Consider the following 21,634-nt stretch of genomic DNA (forward strand, 5'->3'; position numbering starts at 1 on the left):
TGCGGCCCATGGAACAGGTAATTGTTGCCGAAAAAAGTTTTGCCGGCGCCCAACCCGCCGGGGCAAGCAGGAGTAAACTTCATCCAGTCGCGCGATCTGCGGCATGGGCTTTTCGGTCCGCGGCGCGCAGTGACGCAAGCCTGTCGCACACGAAATGCCGGATGAAAGACCTGGTTGTCTGATCCCGGTTTCTGCGCCGGAACGGGAGCAGAGTGAAATGCCGAACGTGACGTTCTTTTCAGAAGTTCCTGCCGCCCGAGGGCCAAATTTCGACGACTATGCGGATACAGAACAGTCAAACTGGCTGAAAGAACGGAGCAACCCCTTATAGCGGGCAAGCTCCAGAGGACTTCCGATAGGCAGGGCTTACGCCTTCGGAGAGTTCTCCAAGAAAAGGGAACAGCGTCCGGTCCACGGACCGGAATTTCATCAAGGGAGCCGCCAGGATGAGCAGGATCAGTCTCTCGCAGCCGCAGCGCTCGAAGCGCCGAGACGGCCCGACGACGGACGCTATGGTGAGGCGCTTCTGCTCAAAGCGCGATGATGTGGTCCGCACCAACGTGGACCCGCTCGGTTCAAACGGGAGATGATCGCAATGGTCGCAAGCATCCAGCCTGTAGCCCCCCACGATGTGGCGCTTTCGGTGCGCGACCTCACGGTGAATTTGCCGAAAGGCATGGAACGGACTTATGCCGTCGAGAATATCTCCTTTGATCTGAAACGCGGCCAGATCCTGTGCGTCATTGGCGAGTCGGGATCCGGCAAGTCGGTCACCGCCAACGCCATCATGGGGCTGCTGCCTCGGGTGATCCACGTCTCCTCGGGCGCCATCCACCTCGATGGGACGAACATCATAGGCATGCCGCAGGACAAGCTACGCGGCCTGCGCGGCCGGGTGGTGTCGATGATCTTCCAGGACCCGCTCTCGGCGCTCAATCCATTGATGACCGTGGGCGCTCAGATCGATGAAGTCATGGCGGCGCATGGCGTCGGCACCCCGAAATCCCGTCGCGGCCGGGCCGTCGATTTGCTGACCGAGGTCGGGCTGCCGGATCCGGAACTCATGTACCACCAGTATCCATTCCGCCTCTCCGGCGGGCAGCGGCAGCGGGTGATGATCGCCATGGCGCTGGCGCTCGAGCCGACGATCCTGATCGCGGATGAACCGACGACCGCGCTCGACGTGACCACCCAGGCGCAGATTCTGTGGCTGATCCGCGACATTCAGCGCCGCAAGGGAATGAGCGTCATGTTCATCACCCATGACTTCGGGGTGGTGGCCGAGATCGCCGATAGCGTCGTGGTGATGGAGAAGGGCCACATCGTTGAGCAGGGCAGCGCTCAACAGGTCCTGAAGTCGCCTGGCCATCCCTACACAAGGCGTCTTATCGCAGCCGTCCCGCATCTGACCGGTGAGGACCGGGTTCCTCTGGAGACGGCCGACAAAGCGCCGATCCTGAAGGTCGAAGGCCTGATGAAGACCTACCGCAGCGGCAGTTCGCTGTTCAGCGCGCAGCGCGTCGTGCCCGCGGTCAACGAGGTGTCGTTCGATCTGGCGCCGGGGCGCACGCTGGGCGTTGTGGGCGAAAGCGGTTCCGGCAAATCGTCGCTTGGTCGGCTTTTGATCAAGCTGCTGGACAGCGACGGCGGCGGGATTCTGTTCGAGGGCCGCGACATCGCCAAGCTTTCCGAAGCCGAATTCCGCCCGCTGCGGCCGCGGGTCCAGATGATCTTCCAGGATCCCTTCGCCTCGCTCAACCCGCGCTCGACGATCGGCCACATCTTGACCGTTGGCCCAGTCGCGCACGGGACGCCCTATGCCCAGGCGCGTGAAGAGGCGAAAGCGCTCCTGGCCCATGTCGGCCTCGATGCCGGTGCCTTTGATCGTTTTCCGCATGAATTTTCCGGTGGGCAGCGCCAGCGCATCGGCATCGCTCGGGCATTGATGTTCAAGCCGAAGCTGCTGATCGCCGATGAAGCGGTGTCGGCGCTGGACGTGTCGATCCAGGCCCAGATCCTGCAGCTGCTCGACCAGATCCAGCGGGAGACCGGCGTGTCGATGATCTTCATCACCCACGATCTGCGCGTCGCCAGCCAGATCTGCGACGAAATCGCGGTGATGCAGAAGGGGCGGATCGTTGAACGCGGACCGCCATCGCAAATCTTCCTCGACCCGCAATCAGCCTACACACGTGAGCTGGTGGCGGCGATTCCTGGAGAGCAGCCGGGAACGACCCGTCCGGTTGCAGCAAACGGATAATAGCCACGGCGGACACCGCCAAAACAAGGGGAATTCCAATGACTGAACGCTCAAACACCAAATCAAACTACTCGCGACGCGATGCACTGCGATTGATGGCGATAGGCGGGGCTGCAGGCCTCATTGCGCCCAATCTGTTGGGCAAACCCGCTTTCGCCCAGAACCCGCCGACGAGCCCAACCGGCCGCGTCGTCGTCGGATTTTCGCAGGAACCCACCGTCTTCAATCCACTGATGCCGCATACCGAGTGCGACGACGCTGTGCATTTCTCGGTGTTTGATGCACTCGTTCGCATGGATCCCAAGGGCGTTCTTCAGCCCAATCTTGCGGTCGAAGTGCCCAGCCAGAAAAACGGCGGCATCTCAGAGGACGGACTTGTGTGGCGCATCCGCCTGCGTGACGATGTCCGCTGGCACGATGGCAAGCCCTTCACGGCCGAGGACGTGAAATTCACTCTTGAGCTCATCACCAATCCGAAATTCCGCGCGTGGCGAACGGCGGGCCATTCGCTGGTGCGCGATATCAAGGTGGTCTCGCCGACCGAGCTGACCTGGCGGATGGAGGAGGCTTTCGCCCCCTACCAGTCGTTTCTCGCCGAAACCTTCATGGTTCCAAAGCACATCCTCGAGAAAGAGGCCGACCCGAACGCCGCCGCCTTCAATCAGGCGCCTGTCGGCACTGGCGCATTCAAGTGGGCGCAGCGCGTTGCCGGCGATCATATCGAACTCGTCGCGAATGCGGATTATGCCGGGGAGGGCCCTTATTTGGAGCGGCTCGTCTTCAAATACATCCCAGACATGACGGTGCTCTACACCCAGTTCAAGAGCGGCGACATCGATCTCGTCGACCAGGCATTCATAACCGCCGACCACTACGCGGAAGCCAGCCAACTATCGGATCGTATCGTCAAGCTGGAGCCTGGGGCATCGGTCGAGTCGATCTATCTCAATCTTGAGAAGCCGCAATTCAAGGACCCGGCGGTCCGCCAGGCGCTCTACGCGGCAATCGACAGGAAGGCGATCCTCGAAGCACTCTATTACGGGGTCCACAAACCCACCGAGACGTTCATGCCGCAGAATTCCTACTACTACAATCCGAACCTGCCGGCACAGGAGTTCAACCTCGAGCGCGCGGGCCAGATCCTCGACGAGGCCGGCTGGGTACCCGGAGCCGATGGAATACGGGTGAAGGACGGAGTGCGTCTGTCGTTCGCCAACTCCACCACCTCCGGCAACCATTTGCGTGAGCAGACGCAGCAGTTCCTGCAGCAGACATTCGCCGAGATCGGCGTCGAGATGACCATCTCGAACCTACCGGCCGCCGTCATGTGGGGCGATTTCTGGCTCAAATCGCAGTTCGAGTCAGCCATCTCCGGTGTAACCAATGTCATCGCGGGCGACCCCGACGTTTCCAATCGGCTGCACACCAGGGCGATCGTCGCCAAGGGCGGAAAGGGCTCGAACACCGGCCAATACTCCAACCCGGAGGTCGATGCGCTGCTCGAGAAAGGCGCCCGCACCTTCGATCGGGAACAGCGCCGCGCCATCTATCTGCGTGTGCAGGAAATCGTTCGTCAGGATCTGCCGTTCCTGCCTCTGTTTGCCTACACCAACGTGTTCGGCCGCAAGCAAGGGCTGGAGGGTTTCGAGGCAAATTCCAACACCCGCGTCGCATCCTGGCATGCCGCCGGATGGCATTGGAAGGCCTGACATCCATACGGCGCCGCCGCCGCCTCGCGGCGGCGGCCAGTCATCGGCGCCATCTTGAAAGAGGAGAGATGAATGCGTGGCTTCCTGCTCAACCGGCTCTCACAGAGTCTCATCCTGCTCCTGATCGTCTCGATCATCGGGTTCCTCGTCCTGAACCTGCTGCCGGGTGGGCCGCTGGCGCAATTCGGGCTCGATCCCGGCATGACGCAGGACGATCTCGAGCGCCTGAAAGAGCAATTGGGGCTGAACCGTCCGCTTTTGGTGCAATATTTCGACTGGGCCTGGCGGCTGCTCCAAGGCGACTGGGGCCACTCCTTCCGCGACGGCGCGCCTGTGCTGGCAGTGATTGGCCGGCACGTCCCTGCGACGCTGCTGCTGATGGGGACGTCCACCGCCATCGCAATCGCCATCGGCACCTGGATCGGCATTCGTGGCGCCACGCACCGCTATTCGCTGTTCGACCATATGGCGACGATCGGAGCGATGGTCGCGCTGTCGATCCCGACCTTCTGGTTCGGGCTCGTCGGCATCTACATCTTCTCCCTGCAGCTGGGCTGGCTGCCTGCAGGCAACATGTACACGATCGGCGACGGTTCGATCCTGAACTACCTGCATCACCTGATCCTGCCAAGCATCGTGCTGTCGCTGGTGCATGTCGCGATCTGGAGCCGCTACATGCGCACGGCGACGCTCGACGCCATCAGCCAGGATTTCGTCAAGACCGCCCGCGCCAAGGGCCTGAGCGAGCGCCGAGTCATCATGAAGCACGTCGTCGGCAATGCGCTTTTGCCGATGATCACACTGGCCGGGGTCCAGCTTCCCAGCATCCTGACCGGCGCGCTGGTGACGGAGACAGTGTTTACCTGGCCGGGGATGGGTCGACTGTTCCTGGACAGCCTCGGCTACAGCGACTACCCGGTCGTGATGGGACTGCTGATGTTCTCGGCCATCCTCGTCATCCTGGGCAACTTGATCGCAGATATTGCCGTGGCGATCGTCGACCCGCGCATTCGTCTGGGTTGAGCGCCTAACCTCACGCCCAACAGGAGGCACCCGAAATGACCGCTCTCGCCGCAAATGCAGGACCAAGCCGCTGGTGGCGCAGCCGCACGGTGCGCCGTTTCACGAGCCATCATCTGGCGTTGCTGGGAGTGGCGATGATCACCCTCCTGACGCTGGCATGCGTCTTCGGTCCTCATCTCCTGCCCTATGATTCCCTCTACATCGATTTGCGCGCCCGCTTTTCACCGCCGCTGACCGGCGACCACTATCTCGGGACCGATCCTTTGGGGCGGGACGTGGCGGCGCGACTGTTCATGGCCGGGAGGACCTCACTGCTGGTGGCTTTCTTTGCCATGCTGCTGTCGACGATGATCGGAACGCTCGTCGGCGTGATCGCGGGCTACCGCGGCGGCTGGATCGGCGCAGCGCTGATGCGCACGGTCGACGGCTTCCTGTCATTCCCCTCGATCTTCCTGCTGCTGGCCCTGGCCGCGGCACTGAAGCCGAGCCCGGCCATGGTCACCGTGATCGTCGCTGTCACCAGCTGGATGGAGGTAGCTCGGATTGTCGAGGCCGAGGTGCGGTCGTTGCGCGAGCGCGAGTTTGTGCTGGCCGGGCGCATGCTGGGGCTTAGCGGCGCGCATATCATGTTCCGCGAGATCCTGCCCAACGCCATGGGCCCGATCATCGTGGCCGCGACGCTGACCGTCGCGCACGCCATTCTCCTGGAAGCCTATATCAGCTTCCTGGGTTATGGCATTCAGCCGCCGCTGCCCAGCTGGGGCAACATGCTCGAGGGCGCCCAGCAGTACCTGGACAGTGCGCCCTGGCTGGCGATCATTCCCGGGGCCGCCATCACCATCGCCGTGACAAGTTTCAATTTCATCGGCGACGGGTTGCGCGATGCGCTCGACGTGCGGGACGACCGTGTCTGATCTCGCCGGCATGGACCGTCCCAGCCTCCTGAAACCGCAACGAGAAGTCAGTCACGTGCACGAGCCCAAAGTCGCCGACAAGAGCACACCCTACTGGTGGGAAGCGGCGCCCGTCATGCCGCTGCCGCCGCAGCCCCTGGCCAGGAAGCTCGACGTGGCGATCGTCGGCGCCGGTTATGCCGGGCTTTCGGCCGGGCTTGCGCTGGCGCGCGGGGGGCGTTCGGTTGCAGCTTTTGATGCGATGAATCCGGGCGAGGGGGCCTCGTCGCGCAACGGCGGAATTACCAGCGGGAGCATCCGGCTGGACTACGCCACGATCACCCGGCGCTTCGGCGAAGAAAAAGCCATGGCGATCGAGGCCGAGGGCAAGGTCGCGCGCGAATTCCTTTACGACTTCATCAAGTCGGAAAAGCTCGACTGCGACTTTCAACAGGTTGGCCTGTTCAAGGGCGCCATCGGATATGAACAATACGAGAAGATGGCCCGCGGCGCCGAGGCGTTTGCGCGGAAACTGGGAATCGAATCCTACGCTGTTCCATATGCAAAGCAGCGCAACTACGTCGGCACCGACTTCTATCGCGGCGGCACGGTTCGTATGGACATCGGTGGGCTGCACCCGGCCAAGTTCCATGCCGAACTGCTGCGGGTGGCGCTCGCTTCGGGACTGGCGGTGCATTCGAACACGCCCGTGACCTCGATTGAAAGGGATGGCTCCGGGTTCCGCGTCGCCACTTCGGCCGGTACGGTGCAGGCGCGGCAGGTGCTGGTCTGCACAAATGGCTACACGGATGGCGCCAGTCCCTTTCTGCGCCGTCGGCTGGTGCCGGTTCGCAGCCGGATCATTGCCACCGAGGAACTCGCGCCTGAAGTGATGTCGCGCCTGATGCCGAAGCTGATGATGATGGGCGAGGGCCGCGAGCTTGGCTTCTATTACCGCCCTTCGCCGGACGGCAGACGCATCCTGCTCGGCGGGCGCGACAGCTCGCGTGCAGGCGATCCGGCAGCCCCGACGCTCCGCCTGCGCAACGGGCTGGTCGAGCTTTTCCCTGAACTGGAGAAGGTTCGCCTCTCGCATAGCTGGTTCGGCAATGTGGCGATGCACCGCGACATGCTGCCCAGGATCTTCGAGAAGGACGGCGTGGTCTATGCCACGGGCTTCTGCGGTTCGGGCGTGGTCTGGGCGCCATGGGTCGGCACGCGTGCGGCTCACAAGCTGATGGGACATGGCGAGCAGGCGCGCACCGCATTCGATTTCCGACCGCCTGCGGCGATCCCGCTCTATCGTGGCAATCCGTGGTTCATCCCGGCCGTTATCAAGGGCTACGCCCTGCAGGACCGTATCACCTGGTGGCGCGCCAGCCGCTGACAGGCGTATATACTTTCTGAGGAGCATTCGTCTACGACCGGGCAAGCACGAAATGAAGATTCAAATAGTCGTCGTTGGCGGTGGCGCTGGGGGCCTAGAGCTTGTGCGATGGCTCGGAGCGCGGCTCGGCCGTAAGGATTTCGACATCATCCTTGTCGAGCGGAACCACACCCATGTCTGGAAGCCGCTTCTTCATGAGGTTGCGGCTGGATCGCTCGACGCCAATCTTGACGAGGTTGGCTATCGCAGCCACGGGCATCGGTGGGGCTACCGCTTCTTCTACGGCTCGTTGGAGGCCATTGATCGAACAGCGCGGCAGGTGATAGTGGCGCCGATCTACGACGATGACGGGTCGGAACTGGTTGGTCGACATCGGCTCCGATACGATTACCTCGTTATCGCAATCGGGTCGGTTTCAAACGACTTCGGTACTCCCGGAGTCAAGGATCATTGCCTTTTCCTCGAAGACCGTCATCAAGCGGATCGCTTTCGATTGAAGTTGTTGAATCATTGTCTTCGAGTTTCCAGGACAATGTCAGCTGATCCTACCGACGACGCCTTTGTCGATATAGCTATCGTAGGTGGCGGTGCGACAGGCGTCGAACTCGCTGCTGAACTCTACAATGCTGCATCATCTCTCAGACACTATGGCCTGGAAATCTTCGACGAGACCCGGTTGAGGGTCACTTTGATAGAGGCCGGGCCGCGGATTCTTCCGGCTCTCCCAGATGCCTTAGCAAAGGCCGCGCATCAGGAGCTTGAGGCCCTCGGCGTCCGGGTGCTCGCAAAGACAGCTGTATCCGAAGCAAGCGAAAAGGGATTGAGGTGTGCCAACGGGGAGCAGATACACGCCGATATTTGCGTCTGGGCTGCAGGAGTGCAGGGGGCAAATATTTTAGGAGAGCTCGACGGACTCGAGGTGGCGCGCAGCAGGCAACTTGTCGTCCTTCCCACCCTCCAAACGAGCCGCGACGAGCGCATCTTCGCTATCGGCGATTGCTGCTTTTTCAAGCCAGAAGGGGCGGGCGGCCCGGTGCCACCACGAGCTCAGGCTGCCCACCAGATGGCATCGACGGCTTATCGCAACATTCTTCACTTGATTGCCGGGGAAACGCCAGAAGCATTTGTCTATCGGGACAAGGGCTCGCTAGTGTCGTTGAGCCGGTTTTCCACCGTCGGTAGCTTGATGGGAAACCTCGTCGGAGGGCGGATGGCGATCGAGGGGCGGCTGGCCAGGATGATCTACGTGTCTTTGTACCGCATGCACCTGGTGGCCATACATGGCTGGATCAAGGGCTTGGCTCTTATCCTGGTCGGCCATGTCAACCGGGTTGTCCGTCCGCGTCTCAAACTGCATTGACGTTAATGCCGACAGACGGCTCAAAACGAATGATCCCGCTGAATTGAAAGGGCAAAACAGCAGCCAAATCTGCCCGCCTGGCGCGACTCTAAGGTCCGACTTCAATCTGGCTTTGGATCAAGCGACAGCGTTGCACTTATGGCCGTTGATCATGACAGAGATAGCGTCAGCGCCCCGACCGAGCTGATGAAATTCGAGACCCGCCATGTGCCGGGCGCGCTGAAGCTGTCGCAGGAGATGGGCTGGCCTTATCGCCAGGAGGACTGGGAATTTGCCGTGACGGTCGGCAATGGCTTGGTCCTCGAGCGGGCAGGACAGGTGATCGGCACTGCCATGTCCTGGAATTACGGACAGGCCTATGCCACTGCCGGGATGATCATAGTCACCGGCTCAGCGCAGGGCGGTGGCAACGGCTCCCGGCTGTTTGACGGGTTGCTTCAGGCCATGGACGGGCGCAACGTGCTGCTCAATTCGACGCAAGAGGGGCTCGCGCTGTACAAGCGACGCGGCTTCACAGCCTGGGGCGCGGTGCTTCAGCACCAGGGCCCGCTGACCGTTGCCGTGACGCAGAGTACCCGCGACGACATCCGTCAGGCGACGGTCTCTGATCTCGCGACGATCCAGGCCCTCGACGAACGGGCGACAGGCATGCCCCGGCCGTCGATGGTGGCTGGCCTCGCTGAAGCGGGCAGTGTTTTGGTCATCGAACGCGCGGGGCGTATTGCAGGATACGCCATCGCCAGGCGGTTCGGTCGCGGCTATGTCGTCGGCCCTGTTGCTGCTGAAAGCGCCCAAGACGCGCGACTCCTGATCCTGGCCCAGCTTGCGACGCTTCACGGCCAATTCGTGCGCATCGACGTCTATGCCGAACACGGATTGGGCGACTGGCTGGAAAGCCTGGGCCTCGCCCGTGTCGGCGATGCGATTGCGATGGTCAAGGGGCGACGGCCCGCCTGCGACGGGACGGCCCGCATGTATGCCGTGGCAAATCAGTCGTTCGGTTAAGGAAGAGGGAGCGATGGATACGACGAATGTAAAGATGCGTGAGGCGGTCCAAACGATCGATGCCCTCATCACCCCGTCGCTGCTTCTGGACCGGGGGCGGCTCGAGCGCAATATCCAGCGCCTGGCCGAGCATGCCAGAAAGCTTGGCGTGGTGCTGCGCCCGCATATGAAGACGGCCAAAAGCATCGACGTCGCCCGACATGTGTTCCCCGGCGAACCCGGTCCGATCACGGTCTCGACGATCGCCGAGGCGGAGTATTTCGCCGGCCACGGCTTTCGCGACATCACCTATGCAGTCGGCATGTCGCCGGCTTCGGCCGTCCGCGCCATGGAGCTTTGTCGCCGCACCGGCGCTGATGTGAAGCTGTTGCTCGATTCCGTGGAGCAGGCCGACGCCCTGGCCGGCGTGCGTGAAGCCACCGGCATAACGCCATCAGTCTTCATCGAACTGGACTGCGACGACCATCGCGGCGGATTGAAGCCGGACGATCCCAAGCTGCTCCAGGTGGCCAACAGGGTTGTCGCAGCGGGCGCCAAGCTGGTCGGCGTCCTCGCCCATGCCGGCGAGTCCTATGGCTTGAGCACGGCCGATGCACTGGTCAAGGCAGCCGAGGACGAGCGTTTTGCCACCGTGCGCGCCGCCGAAACCTTGCGCGCCCACGGCCATGCCTGCCCGATCGTCAGCCTCGGCTCTACGCCGACGGCGCATTTCGCCGAGGACCTCGAAGGCGTCACGGAGCTGCGCGCCGGGGTCTACATGTTCTTCGATCTCGTCCAGCACGGGGTGGGGGTCTGTGCCATCGACGATATCGCGATTTCGGTGTTGGCCACGGTGATCGGGTCCAAGCCGGAAAAGGGATGGGTGCTGGTCGACGCCGGGTGGATGGCGCTTTCGCGCGACCGCGGAACCGCAAACCAGAAGATCGACCAGGGTTACGGCGTGGTCTGCGACGAAAAGGGGCGGGTGCTTGAAGATGTGATCGTGGCGCAGGCCAGCCAGGAACACGGTATCCTCGCCATTCGTGCCGGTTCTGGAAAGTCCATGCCCGACTTGCCGCTCGGGTCTCGGGTCCGGATTCTGCCCAACCATGCCTGCGCCATGGCCGCCCAGCACGACTTCTACAGCGTCGTCAATGGTGAGAGCCCCGAGATTGAAGCGCGGTGGGAGCGGATTCGCGGCTGGTAGGGGCTTAAATTTTTACGCTTTGCATGGCGCCCATGCAAACTGACGCACTGGTTGTGCAAAATGAAACTTACCTCTTACTGGCTGGATACGTCTCAGCCGTTCGATCATGGGTCGTCCAAACCGCTCGAAGGCCACTACGATGCAGCAGTTGTGGGCGGCGGCTTGACTGGATCATCCGCGGCGCTGGCCCTTGCCAAAAAGGGCGCCCGGGTTGCGCTGTTGGAGGCCGAAACGATCGGCAACGCCGCATCAGGCCGCAATGGCGGGATGTGCAACAATGGTTTTGCCCAGAACTATGCAATCATGGCCGGCAAGCACGGCAAGCCGGCCGCAAACGCGCTCTACAAGGCTTTCGACGCCGGCGTCGATATGGTCGAGCGGCTGGTCCAGGAAGAAAAGATCGACTGCAGTTTCGCCCGCGTCGGCAAGCTCAAGCTTGCCGCCAAGCCCGAGCACTACGACGTGCTGGCGCGCAGCCAGGAACTCCTTTCGACCAATGTCGATCCCGGAACGAGGATGATCGCGCGCGCCGACCTGCGAACCGAAGTCGGCACCAGCCGCTACTATGGTGGGCTGCTGTTTCCCAAGAGCGCCAGCATGCATGTCGGCCGTTTCGTCCGGGGTCTGGCGACCGCGGCGGCGCGGCGGGGCGCAGAGGTCTATGAAAACGCCCCCGTCATGGCTCTGCGCAAGGTCGCCGACGGGCATGAGTTCGAGACCCCGCGAGGCAAGATCGTCGCGCGGCAGGTCCTGCTGGCGAGCGGCATTTCCCAGGTCGGTCCGCTCGGATGGATCCGCCGCCGGATCGTGCCGGTCGGCGCCTTCCTCGTCGTGACGGAACCGCTGTCGCCCTCGCAACTCGAGCGCCTGATGCCGACCCGACGCAATGTCGTCGACACGCGCAATCTCGTCGTCTATTGGCGGCTGACGCCGGACAATCGCATGCTGTTCGGCGGGCGGGCCCGGTTTGCAGTATCCAACCCGCAGTCCGACGAGAAGAGTGGCCGGATCTTGAAAGCGGCGATGGTCGATGTCTATCCGGAACTGGCCGACATCCGCATCGATTACTGCTGGGGCGGCATGGTCGACATGACGCGCGACCGCCTGCCGCGCGCCGGGGAGCGCAACGGAATCTACTACTCCATGGGCTATAGCGGCCACGGTACCCAGATGTCGACGCTGATGGGCAGCATCATGGCCGATGTCATGGACGGGGGTCCCGACCTGAACCCCTGGAAGGATTTCGACTGGCCGGCGATCCCTGGATATTTCGGGCGTCCCTGGTTCCTGCCGATCCTCGGCGCCTATTACCGCATGAAGGACCTTGTCACATGATGTCGCCCCTCGAACACCTGTCCCGTAACGGCCGCCTGGACAAGTTCTTCATCGACGGTCAATGGGTCGAGCCGAAGGGCACCGCCGAGGGCGTCGTCGTGAATCCCGCCACCGAAGAGGTCGTGGCCAAGTTTCCGCTCGGAAACAGCGGGGACGTCGACGCGGCCGTTGCAGCGGCCCGCCGGGCGTTCACCACCTGGAGCCGTACCAGGCCGGGATACCGCGTGGGTCTGCTTGATCGCCTGCAGGCGCTGCTCGAAGCGCGCAATGAACTGCTTGCGCAATGCTTGAGCCTCGAAATGGGCGCGGCGATCGGATACGCGCGCACCGCGCAGGTGCCGCTCGCGATCGCCCATGTGCAGGTCGCTGGCGACGTCCTGAAAACCTTCCCCTTTGTCGAGCAGCGCGGCCGCACCGCCGTCACCCACGAACCGATCGGTGTCTGCGCGCTGATCACGCCCTGGAACTGGCCACTCTACCAGATCACCGCCAAGGTTGCGCCGGCGCTCGCAGCAGGCTGCACGGTCGTGCTGAAGCCAAGCGAGCTCTCTCCTTTGGACGCGCTGCTGTTTGCCGAGGCGATAGAGGAAGCCGGCTTCCCTGCCGGTGTCTTCAACCTCGTCAACGGTGACGGCCCAGGCGTGGGTATGGGTCTCGCCTCCCACACGGATGTCGACATGATCTCCATTACCGGCTCCACCCGTGCCGGCATCGCGGTGGCCCAGGCCGCCGCGCCGACGGTCAAGCGCGTCGCGCAGGAACTCGGCGGCAAGTCGCCGAACGTGATTTTGCCCGACGCCGATCTCGATCGTGCCGTTTCGCTGGGCGTAGCCGCCGCCTTCCGCAATCTCGGCCAATCCTGTAGCGCCCCGACGCGGATGATCGTGCCCCGCGCGCGCCTGTCCGAGATCGAGGCAATTGCCAAGCGGGCCGCAGCCCAGATCATCGTCGGCGATCCGCTTTCAGAAGCCACCACCCACGGTGCAATCGCCAACCGTTCCCAGTTCGACCGCATCCAAACCATGATCGGCGTCGGCATTTCGGAGGGCGCCAGGCTCCTCACCGGCGGGTCGGGTCGCGCTGACGATCTGAGCGTCGGGTTCTATGTGAAGCCGACCATCTTTTCCGACGTGCGCACAGGCATGCGCATTGCCCAGGAAGAGGTCTTCGGGCCAGTTCTTTGCATCATCCCCTACGACACAGTCGAAGAGGCCGTCACCATCGCCAACGATACGGTCTACGGCCTGGGAGCTCATGTGCAGGGCGAGGATATGGACGCCGTCAGGGACGTTGCCTCGCGGATTCGCGCCGGTCAGGTTCATCTCAACTACCCGGCCTGGGATCCGCACGCCCCGTTTGGCGGTTTCAAGCAGTCCGGAAACGGACGCGAATATGGCATCGAAGGCATGCTGGAGTATCTCGAGGTCAAATCCATCCTCGGCTATTTCTAGGCGACATTTTTGCAGGCGCAGAGGGCGCGGCTGGCGCCGTCTACGGCTATAGGCCGGGCGGATCGTTATTCAGTTGAGTGAGGACTGCGCGGCTCGCTGCGCCTGTCGCCGCAGCGTGGATGTCGGCTCAAGAAGCGAGATCTATCACCAGTTGCGGGCGCTCACCGCTCCAAACGCCGTTTCACGTTTTCAACCCCAAGTACGGGGCTTGTCAAAACTGGAAGACAGTAGGTCGTGCCCCGCACCGCACGAGCCATCGAGGCCTGCGCAAAAACGACCACATCGACCTTCTGCGACAGCTCTTCGAGAGCCAGGCGGATTTGCGCGTCATGGGCTTCGACGTCGCCGCCGGCGAGGAGTTGAAACGCTCCCTCAACAAGCACATCGTCGATCGCTACATCCTTGCCCGCCTCGCGTGCCTTGCGCTTCAACAGATCCACGGTCGGCACCAGCGTTGTCGACAAGGTCGCCAGGACACCTATGCGGTTTCCATGCTCGACAGCGGCTTTGGCCATGCCTTCATCAATACGGAACAGCGGTACTGGGCAAAGCGGCGCAATGGCATCGACGGCCGGTCCGAGAGTCGAGCATGTGACGACAATCGCATCCGCCCCGGCGTCGACTGCCGACCATACGTAGGTAGCAAGCCTTCGTTTCGTCAGATCGGTTAGCAACCCGCGCTCAATGGTATTTCTCAGGAGGCTCTCGTCGAGGATCGCGAACGGCTTCCAGCCGGGCATGTGTTCTTTGGCGAGGCCCTCGAACTCGGAAACAAGACCGGAAACCGTGTGGATGAAAGCCAGCTTTCTGGCGGAGGCGCTCGTGGTTTGATCTGGCATGTGGTTTTCCATCAAGTTGCTGAAGTTGGCGGAACGCCGACAATCCCGCCGCCGATCACCACAACGTCCGCCGACTTGGGCAGCGTTTCATCGCTGCTGATGTGGTGGATTAAAGGGGACATGGCAGCCTCGACGATCAGGGAGAGATAGCAGTATCGGCGACCGGTGCCGCAGAATGCACTGACTGCAGCGGCATTTCGGTATTTTGCACCAAATATCGCCGGCATCCGGCAAGTGAAACCGCTGACTCCGGATTGCGAGCAAACGAATTCGGCTGCCAAGCCCGTTTCATGGCAGGCCAGGAGGCGGCCGGCTAACAAGGGACTTTGGCTCCTGCGCAGCTTGCGACGCCCCACATTTCCTGCGGTTTTCGCCGCAACGAAGGCTGATTGTTGCGGGCGCCCATGCCTCGGCCGCACTTCATAGCGCCGTAGCGGAGCTACACTTCATCCTGACCGCTTCAAGAGGGAGAATTGTTTCATGTTGCTCGGCGCAATCGCAGACGATTTGACCGGCGCAACCGACCTTGCCCTCATGCTGTCGCGAGGAGGCATGCGCGCACTGCAGACGATCGGCACGCCGCCGTCCTTTCCGAAGAAACGAAATTGCGCGACCAGATTTGCGAGGTTTCCACCTCGCTTTTCGAGCGCTGCCTCACGGCAGGCTCCACCGGCAATATCAGCGCCCGCCTGTCGGACGGCTCCACCCTGACGACGCCGACCAATGCCTCGCTTGGCAGGCTGGATCCCGCCCGCTTGTCGCTGCTGTCGCCAGATGGCACGCATGTCAAGTGAGACAAGCCGACCAAGGAGGCGTTCCTGCACCGCTGCATGTACTGTGCGCGGCCACGCGACAGTGCGGTCATCCACACGCATTCGATCCATTGTGTCGCTTTAAGCGTTCTCGATGGAACCAATCACGAGGATGTGCTGCCGCCACTGACAGCCTATTACGTCATGCGGGTCGGTACCCTGCCTCTTGTTCTCTACTATCCTCCCGGCGACGAGATGTTGGGCGAAGCCGTTGGTCTAGCGGCGAAATCGCATCACGCGCTGCTTCTTGCCAATCATGGCCCCGTCGTCTCCGGCAGGACATTGCACGAGGCACAATATGCGCTTGAGGAATTGGAAGAAACAGCAAAGCTCTTTTTTCTGCTGGGGGACAGGCCCGTAAAATGCCTCAGCCCTGAGGCGGTCACAGATTTACGGCGCCGATTTTGAATCCGTTGTGAGCCGGACGCAGTTCAGATCGAGGAACCGATCGATGCTCCGCAGCAGGTGATCGATGATCGTCGAGCCGGAACTCGTAGAACAGCTGTGCGCGTCGGTCTGCGCCCCATCGTCGCGCCCTCCCAATAGATCCACTGCAGAATCATGACCGCGGCGCTCCCGCCGACCAAATCATCCTACCCGCCCATCCCAGTCGCTGAGGCGGACTTTCTCGTCTCCCGAAAGCGGCCCTTTCTGCTCCTCTGTCTCCCAAGCCCAGCCCACGGTTCAGCTGGCGGGGCGAAAGAGACAGCACTGTGAAACGGCGTGCTGGTTTGGCGGTCGACCGAAGGGCCTTCTGCTGAATGACCATGCATTGCCGCACAATCTGCTAAACGCCTGCGATTATGCTGGGCTGATAGGGCAGATTGACAGGAACCAAAGACATGGATCGCTTCCGGCCGAAATACGTGACGTTTGATTGCCACGGCACGCTCATCAATTTCCAAATGGCGGAAGCCGCCAGGGATTTGTTCGGTCATCTTCTGGATGGGCCGCGCATGGACGAATTCGTCAAAAACTTCCAGGGTTACCGCCTCGACGAGGTGATGCAGGACTGGAAGCCTTATGCGGATGTCGTTCACAATGCGCTCGAGCGCACCTGCCGCCGCAACAGCGTGCCATTCCGCGCCGAAGACGCCGAAACGATCTACAACCGCATCCCGACCTGGGGACCGCATCCCGACGTCCCCGCGGGATTGGCCAAACTGGCCAAGGAAATTCCGCTGGTTACCCTGACGAACTCCATGGTGGCCCAGATTACGTCGAATGTGGCAAAGCTCGGTGCGCCCTTCCATGCCGTCTTGACCGCTGAAGAGGCGGGTGCCTACAAGCCGCACTTCAAGGCGTTCGAATACATGTTCGACATGCTGGGTTGCGGCCCGGAGGATATCACGCATGTGTCCTCGTCGTTCCGCCACGACCTGATGTCCGCCTATGATCTGGGGATCAAGAGCAAGGTCTGGGTCAATCGCGGCCACGAGCCGGCCAATCCCTTTTACGAATACACCGAAATCCGCGATGTGACGCAGCTGCCAGGCGTTTTCGGACTCTGAGGGGCGAGGATAGGCCGGAGACGGCAGAGCACCGCGCCCATTTTGCGAGGGCGGCCCAGCGGCGCCGTCTCAAAGACCGCGAGAAATGGAACTGCGGAGCGTCATCGCTGAAGCGCTCCATCTGTAGAAGCATGAAGAACAACCATCCCCAACAGGCGAGGACCTTCGAATTGGGTGCTTATGGTGATCTGGTTCCCGATGAAGAAGCAGGTCAACTCGATGGCTCTATGGCGGCAGGACGCGACCATCTGGCTTACGCGGCAGCTTCAACCGAAGCCTATTTTCGCGCTGCCGCCGCAAGCCTGGCGATGCGGCCGGGCGCTTCCGAACCGGACATGTCGGCGGCACTACTGAAGCGCCACTACGGATTGACGGGATCGATCGCGACATTGTCTTCCGAGGTTGAGCGCACCGTTGACGTCAACCTGTCGGACGGCCGCCGGTTGATCCTCAAGACGTCGACAACAGCGGAGGCGGTCGACAGCTTTCGTTTTCAAACCGCCGCTATGGCCGGATTGCAAGGGTTCACGGGCTTCGTTGCACCCGAAGTGCTCCGCACGACCAGCGGCGCGTTGATGTTTGAGCAAGAGGGGACATGCGGGTACTTGCAGACCCGGATCGAGGGCATTCCGCTGCACCAGGCGACGCCAACTCCCGACCTGCTTTTTCGAACCGGCAGTGCTCTTGCCCGGCTGGACCTGGCTCTTGAGCTGGTCAGTGTGCCCGCGGCTCACCGTCCCGTTCTTTGGCATGTCGGTTGCTGGTCGAGATTGATGGAATTGGAGCAATACCTGCCATCCGGGAGCATTGCCGATAACGTACGCGTCGCGATGGCGGAGTATGCGGAGTTCGTTGAGCCACAAATCTCTGACGTGGCGTGGCAGGTAACTCATAATGATCCCAGCCCGTTCAACATGATGGTGACAGGCGAGGGAATGGGTTTCATCGATTTCGGCGATGGCTGCTGGAGCCCCAGGATCCAGGACCTGGCGATCGCAGCAAGTCACGTCGTAAGGGATTCGACACTTCCTTTGGGTGGAGCCGAGCATCTTATTGCCGGCTACGCCTCTGTCATTGCACTTTCGGCACTGGAAGCAAAACTGCTCGTCGGACTGATGCGGGCGCGACAAAGCGCGTTGATCCTGGTCAACTACTGGCGATCCCACCTTTTTCCGGCCGATGCCCAGTACATCAAAAAGAATGTCGCGCGTGCCGAGCACGGACTTTCCATCCTGGCGCCTCTTGGTGTCGCATCGGGCGAGGTGGTCGTCCTGGCGGCAATGTCGTCGTATCAGCCGTAACGCATTTCGGTTCGCTCGACCGGCACGGTAGCCAAAAGACGAACCGCGAATTGATCAAGGTACTCTTTCAGATAGGCAGCAGCACATGTCCACAGATCTCATGCCTAATCGCTACAGGCCCGGCGAATCCGACCTTCCGAGGCGCGAGTCCGAGCTAATTGCTCGCCGTGACGAAGTACTTGCGGCCTCCTATCGGCTCCAGTACCGCCGGCCCGTGCACTTCGTTCGCGGCGAAGGCATGTGGCTCTACGACCCTGACGGGCGTGCCTATCTTGATTTCTATAACAACGTGCCGTCGCTCGGCCATTGCCATCCCGAAGTAAACGCCGCGATGGCTGAGCAGGCGGGCCGGATAAACGCCAACACGCGCTATCTCGAGCCAAAACTTGTCGACTATGCCGAGCGACTGGTCGACACTTTCCCAAGCGAGCTCGACCGGGTGGTTTTTACTTGCACGGGGAGTGAATCCAACGATCTGGCCCTGCGTATCGCGCGATTTGCGAGCGGCAATGAAGGCGTGATCGTCTCGAGCTACGCCTATCACGGCACCAGCGCGGCTGTCGCCGCGGTTTCCCCGAACCTGGGCGACGCCGTCAAGCTCAGCCCATTCGTGCGCATGGTCTCGTTGCCGGGGCCGGCGGGTGTGCCGGAATCACAAGCTGCGGACTTTTTCGGGGCGCAAGTACGCGCGGCCATTGTAGATCTGAACCGTCGTGGGATCGGCGTTGCGGCCCTGCTCATCGACAGTATTTTTTCCAGCGATGGCGTGTGGGTCGATCCTCCTGGCTTCATTGCCAGTGGAGTTGCGGCGGTGCGGGAGGCAGGTGGTCTCGTCATCGCCGACGAAGTTCAGCCGGGTTTTGGGCGAACCGGCGCTCATATGTGGGGCTTTGAACGGCACCGGATCGTTCCCGATCTCGTTACCCTCGGCAAGCCGATGGGCAACGGATTTCCAATTGGCGCGGTCGTTGGTCGCAAAGCACCGATGGAGCAATTTGGCGCCACCGCTCGCTACTCGAACACGTTCGCCGGAAATACGGTTGGCATCGCGACCGCGGACGCCGTGCTGACGATCCTGCAGCGCGACCAGATCCCCCAGAACGCGCTTGCGATGAGCCAGCGCCTGCGAGCCGGGCTGGAGAAAATCGCGCAGCAGCCATATGGAGTTCGTGCTATCCGAAACGCCGGTCTCTTCTTTGGCGTCGACATCGGGCCTGAGGGCGCCCCGGCGGCAAGCCGGCGAGCAATGGCGCTGGATGTCGTGAACGCACTGCGCGATGACGGCGTCCTTGTCAGCACGACAGGGGCTAATGAGGATTCGCTCAAAGTGCGCCCGCCGCTCGTTTGCCAGGCCGAGCATGTCGACCTCTTCCTTGCCGCCATGGAGCGGGCGCTCGTCAAGGTCGCAGGCTAGGTCGTGAACGCATAAACGGGAATGGGCTGAACTCGGTCTCTTGGCACCTAGTATGGCAGCCGATGTTTATCGCCTTCAGGCCAGAACAAGCTTAGCTGACAAAGCGACGAAGATGAGCGAGGCGGTGACATGGAGTTTGGCTTCACGCGACGCAGACTGCCGCAGCCAGGCGCCTACCGGATCGGCAAGAAATGCAATCGCCGCGAAGCAGAGCAGCGAGCAGACCATGAAGGTGCCGCCCAGCATAAGCATCTGCACTGCCACCTTCCCGCGCTCAGGGTGAGCGAACTGCGGTAGAAGGGCCAAGAAGAAGATCGCCACCTTTGGATTGGTGACATTCATCAGGATGGCTCGTCGATAGATACCGCCGAGCGCGGCTGGCGCCCCACCGTCATTCACACGTGCAGCATTGCGAGCCGAGAACGCCTTCCAGGCGAGATAGAGAAGATAGGCGGCGCCGACGTAGCGCAAGGCGGCGAAGGCGGCTGGGGAAGCCTGCACGAGGGCAGCGACACCAAACGTGACCGCGCCGATATGGAAGATCAGCCCGCTACAGAGTCCGAGCGTTCCGACCAGGCCAGCGCGGCGCCCGCGCAACATTCCTTCTGTGAGCACGAACAGCAAGTCCGGTCCCGGCGCGAGAGCGAGCAGAGTGGCGGCACCGGCAAATGCGGCGAGTTCGATGGGGCGTGAGCAACAAGGTAAGACTCCGATCGGGCTGAGGTGAACGAATCTTGCTGCACGAACCGCACAATTTGCGCGCAAAGTTCCTTGACGGCACTATCGAAACCGGGAAAATTCTGCACCCATCGCCTCAATCATGCGGATTTCTGACAGGAGAGTTCATGGACGTGTACGATCAACGCATCTTGAGATCGATTCAAGAGGTGGCCGACCTCACCCATGCCGAGCTTGCCGAGCGGGTCCACTTGTCTCCTAGCCAATGCGCTCGCCGTCTCGATCGCCTACGCGCTGCAGGCTATATTGAGCGCACCGTTGCCATTCTGAACCGCGAGCGCCTGGGCTTAGACGTGCTCGCGCATGTGCTTATCAGCTTGCAGGCACACGAAGGTGCGCAGAACGACGCGTTTCGGCGCTTCATCAACGACGCGCCGGAGGTGCTGGAAAGCTATATGCAAAGCGGCGACGCTGACCTGCTGATGAAGGTCGCGGTGCGCGACCTGGAAGCACTCGCCGAGTTCATCGACCGTTTGATCAAGGTGAGCGGGGGCCTTGCTGCCCTGCGCTCCTACATCGTGCTACGCTCAATTAAGACCGTAAGCGCGTAGGCGTCCCCACGTAGCGTGCAGGCGGTTGATCGCTCATTTTCAGCATGAATCATGCGGAGAATCCTATGAGCGACAGTATGAGCCATCATCGAACATTCGAGATTTTGACGGCGGAGCCTGTGCCGTCCCGACGCAAGCCGCGCCATCGGTCGGACGAAGAGAAGGCACGGCTTGTCGCCGAAGCGTTCTCGCCAGGGGGCAATGTCTCGGCGGTTGCGCGTTCCGAGGGGCTGGACCCCTCGCAGCTCTATGCGTGGCGCCGCAAGGCGCTTTCGTCGGGCATGGTTGCGCCACTGACGGAGGGAGCGAGCAAGCCGGCGAAGTTCACGCGCTTTGAAGCGGTGGGCAGCGACACGGTGGAAATCGTCATTGGCGACGCAGTGGTGCGCGCCGGCGGCGATGTCGATCCCGATCGCCTGGCGAGGATCATCCGCGCGGTTCGTAAGGCATGATCGCTTCCGGTGTGGTGGTTTACGTGTCGTGCCAGCCGGTCGACTTCCGCAAGGGCGCGGCATCTTTGATGGCGCTGGTCAGGGATGGCGGCCTGGACCCATTCTCGGGGGCACTTCACGTATTCCGTTCGAAGCGTGCGGACCGGGTTCGCATCGTGTGGTGGGACGGCAGCGGGGTTTGTCTTTATTCGAAGACTCTGGAAGATCACAGCTTCTGCTGGCCGGGGATATCGGCCGCGCGCATGCGTCTCGACCACGCCCAGTTGATGGCGCTTCTGGCCGGACTGGACTGGAAAAAGATTCGTCCGGCCAGGGTCAGGCGGCCGTTATCGACGGGCTGAAACCGGCCTGCGGCAAGATGAATCATGCGGCTGGAACGGTTGGGAAAGCGGCTGTTTTTGTGCTCT

At 61.8% G+C, this 21,634-nt stretch carries 20 protein-coding genes and 1 pseudogene; 18 read left to right on the forward strand and 3 right to left on the reverse strand.

Translation table 11 applies throughout. The features are described 5' to 3' along the window. Positions 1-595 precede the first annotated feature (595 nt). From JG739_RS18125 to JG739_RS18170, 10 genes are all read left to right on the forward strand, one after another. Complete coding sequence (locus JG739_RS18125; RefSeq protein WP_202362791.1) at positions 596-2,260, forward strand: ABC transporter ATP-binding protein; 1,665 nt, start codon at positions 596-598, stop codon at positions 2,258-2,260. 38 nt (positions 2,261-2,298) lie between these two features. Continuing rightward, entirely contained in the window at positions 2,299-3,969 is a 1,671-nt protein-coding gene (locus JG739_RS18130; protein ID WP_202362792.1) for a peptide ABC transporter substrate-binding protein, read from the forward strand. Positions 3,970-4,041: 72 nt separating this feature from the next. Next, the gene (locus JG739_RS18135; RefSeq protein WP_202362793.1) at positions 4,042-4,992 is read left to right on the forward strand and encodes an ABC transporter permease; all 951 of its coding nucleotides are present in this window, start codon (positions 4,042-4,044) and stop codon (positions 4,990-4,992) included. 35 nt (positions 4,993-5,027) lie between these two features. After that, positions 5,028-5,906, forward strand: a complete 879-nt coding sequence (locus JG739_RS18140) for an ABC transporter permease (RefSeq protein ID WP_202362794.1) — start codon at positions 5,028-5,030, stop codon at positions 5,904-5,906. 10 nt (positions 5,907-5,916) lie between these two features. Continuing rightward, positions 5,917-7,272, forward strand: coding sequence for an NAD(P)/FAD-dependent oxidoreductase (locus tag JG739_RS18145; RefSeq protein ID WP_446720569.1), 1,356 nt, complete (start codon positions 5,917-5,919; stop codon positions 7,270-7,272). Between the two features lie 52 nt (positions 7,273-7,324). Next, entirely contained in the window at positions 7,325-8,632 is a 1,308-nt protein-coding gene (locus JG739_RS18150) for an NAD(P)/FAD-dependent oxidoreductase (RefSeq protein ID WP_202362796.1), read from the forward strand. A 138-nt stretch (positions 8,633-8,770) separates the two neighbouring features. After that, entirely contained in the window at positions 8,771-9,637 is an 867-nt protein-coding gene (locus tag JG739_RS18155; protein WP_202362797.1) for a GNAT family N-acetyltransferase, read from the forward strand. A gap of 13 nt (positions 9,638-9,650) precedes the next feature. Further along, positions 9,651-10,823 (forward strand): alanine racemase, encoded by a 1,173-nt coding sequence (locus JG739_RS18160; RefSeq protein WP_202362798.1) that lies wholly within the window; start codon positions 9,651-9,653, stop codon positions 10,821-10,823. A gap of 60 nt (positions 10,824-10,883) precedes the next feature. Beyond that, positions 10,884-12,158: an NAD(P)/FAD-dependent oxidoreductase gene (locus JG739_RS18165; protein ID WP_202362799.1), complete on the forward strand. Its 1,275-nt coding sequence runs from the start codon at positions 10,884-10,886 to the stop codon at positions 12,156-12,158. Next, the gene (locus JG739_RS18170) at positions 12,155-13,609 is read left to right on the forward strand and encodes an aldehyde dehydrogenase family protein (protein WP_202362800.1); all 1,455 of its coding nucleotides are present in this window, start codon (positions 12,155-12,157) and stop codon (positions 13,607-13,609) included. Before JG739_RS18165 ends, JG739_RS18170 begins: the two co-directional genes overlap by 4 nt. Before the next feature lie 161 nt (positions 13,610-13,770). Here JG739_RS18170 and JG739_RS18175 read toward each other — a convergent pair whose 3' ends face one another. Both JG739_RS18175 and JG739_RS18180 read right to left on the reverse strand, forming a co-directional pair. Then, positions 13,771-14,448 (reverse strand): aspartate/glutamate racemase family protein, encoded by a 678-nt coding sequence (locus JG739_RS18175; RefSeq protein WP_202367516.1) that lies wholly within the window; start codon positions 14,446-14,448, stop codon positions 13,771-13,773. 11 nt (positions 14,449-14,459) lie between these two features. Then, a complete protein-coding gene (locus JG739_RS18180) occupies positions 14,460-14,729 on the reverse strand; it encodes a hypothetical protein (RefSeq protein ID WP_202362801.1) in 270 nt (89 codons plus the stop codon). Positions 14,730-14,928: 199 nt separating this feature from the next. On the opposite strand from JG739_RS18180, the gene JG739_RS18185 reads away from it, so the two are divergent. The 5 genes and pseudogenes from JG739_RS18185 (at position 14,929) to JG739_RS18205 (ending at position 19,486) form a co-directional block, all read left to right on the forward strand. Further along, positions 14,929-15,159, forward strand: coding sequence for a four-carbon acid sugar kinase family protein (locus JG739_RS18185; protein ID WP_202362802.1), 231 nt, complete (start codon positions 14,929-14,931; stop codon positions 15,157-15,159). After that, positions 15,054-15,668: pseudogene (gene otnC, locus JG739_RS18190) on the forward strand (3-oxo-tetronate 4-phosphate decarboxylase). The gene JG739_RS18185 and the pseudogene otnC overlap by 106 nt, the downstream one beginning before the upstream one ends. Positions 15,669-16,102: 434 nt before the next feature. After that, entirely contained in the window at positions 16,103-16,771 is a 669-nt protein-coding gene (locus JG739_RS18195; protein ID WP_202362803.1) for a haloacid dehalogenase type II, read from the forward strand. A 131-nt stretch (positions 16,772-16,902) separates the two neighbouring features. Next, positions 16,903-18,072, forward strand: a complete 1,170-nt coding sequence (locus JG739_RS18200) for a phosphotransferase enzyme family protein (RefSeq protein WP_202362804.1) — start codon at positions 16,903-16,905, stop codon at positions 18,070-18,072. A gap of 85 nt (positions 18,073-18,157) precedes the next feature. Next, the gene (locus JG739_RS18205) at positions 18,158-19,486 is read left to right on the forward strand and encodes an aspartate aminotransferase family protein (RefSeq protein WP_202362805.1); all 1,329 of its coding nucleotides are present in this window, start codon (positions 18,158-18,160) and stop codon (positions 19,484-19,486) included. A 75-nt stretch (positions 19,487-19,561) separates the two neighbouring features. On the opposite strand, the gene JG739_RS18210 is transcribed toward JG739_RS18205, so the two are convergent. Then, positions 19,562-20,101, reverse strand: coding sequence for a LysE family translocator (locus JG739_RS18210; RefSeq protein ID WP_244749958.1), 540 nt, complete (start codon positions 20,099-20,101; stop codon positions 19,562-19,564). A gap of 119 nt (positions 20,102-20,220) precedes the next feature. Here JG739_RS18210 and JG739_RS18215 point away from each other — a divergent pair, with 119 nt between their 5' ends. From JG739_RS18215 to tnpB, 3 genes are all read left to right on the forward strand, one after another. Beyond that, a complete protein-coding gene (locus JG739_RS18215) occupies positions 20,221-20,775 on the forward strand; it encodes an Lrp/AsnC family transcriptional regulator (RefSeq protein WP_244749475.1) in 555 nt (184 codons plus the stop codon). 65 nt (positions 20,776-20,840) lie between these two features. Next, positions 20,841-21,227 (forward strand): transposase, encoded by a 387-nt coding sequence (locus tag JG739_RS18220; protein WP_183445375.1) that lies wholly within the window; start codon positions 20,841-20,843, stop codon positions 21,225-21,227. Further along, positions 21,224-21,568: an IS66 family insertion sequence element accessory protein TnpB gene (tnpB, locus tag JG739_RS18225; RefSeq protein ID WP_183445374.1), complete on the forward strand. Its 345-nt coding sequence runs from the start codon at positions 21,224-21,226 to the stop codon at positions 21,566-21,568. Before JG739_RS18220 ends, tnpB begins: the two co-directional genes overlap by 4 nt. Positions 21,569-21,634 lie beyond the last annotated feature (66 nt).

This window comes from Mesorhizobium sp. L-2-11, assembly GCF_016756595.1.
Classification (GTDB): domain Bacteria; phylum Pseudomonadota; class Alphaproteobacteria; order Rhizobiales; family Rhizobiaceae; genus Mesorhizobium.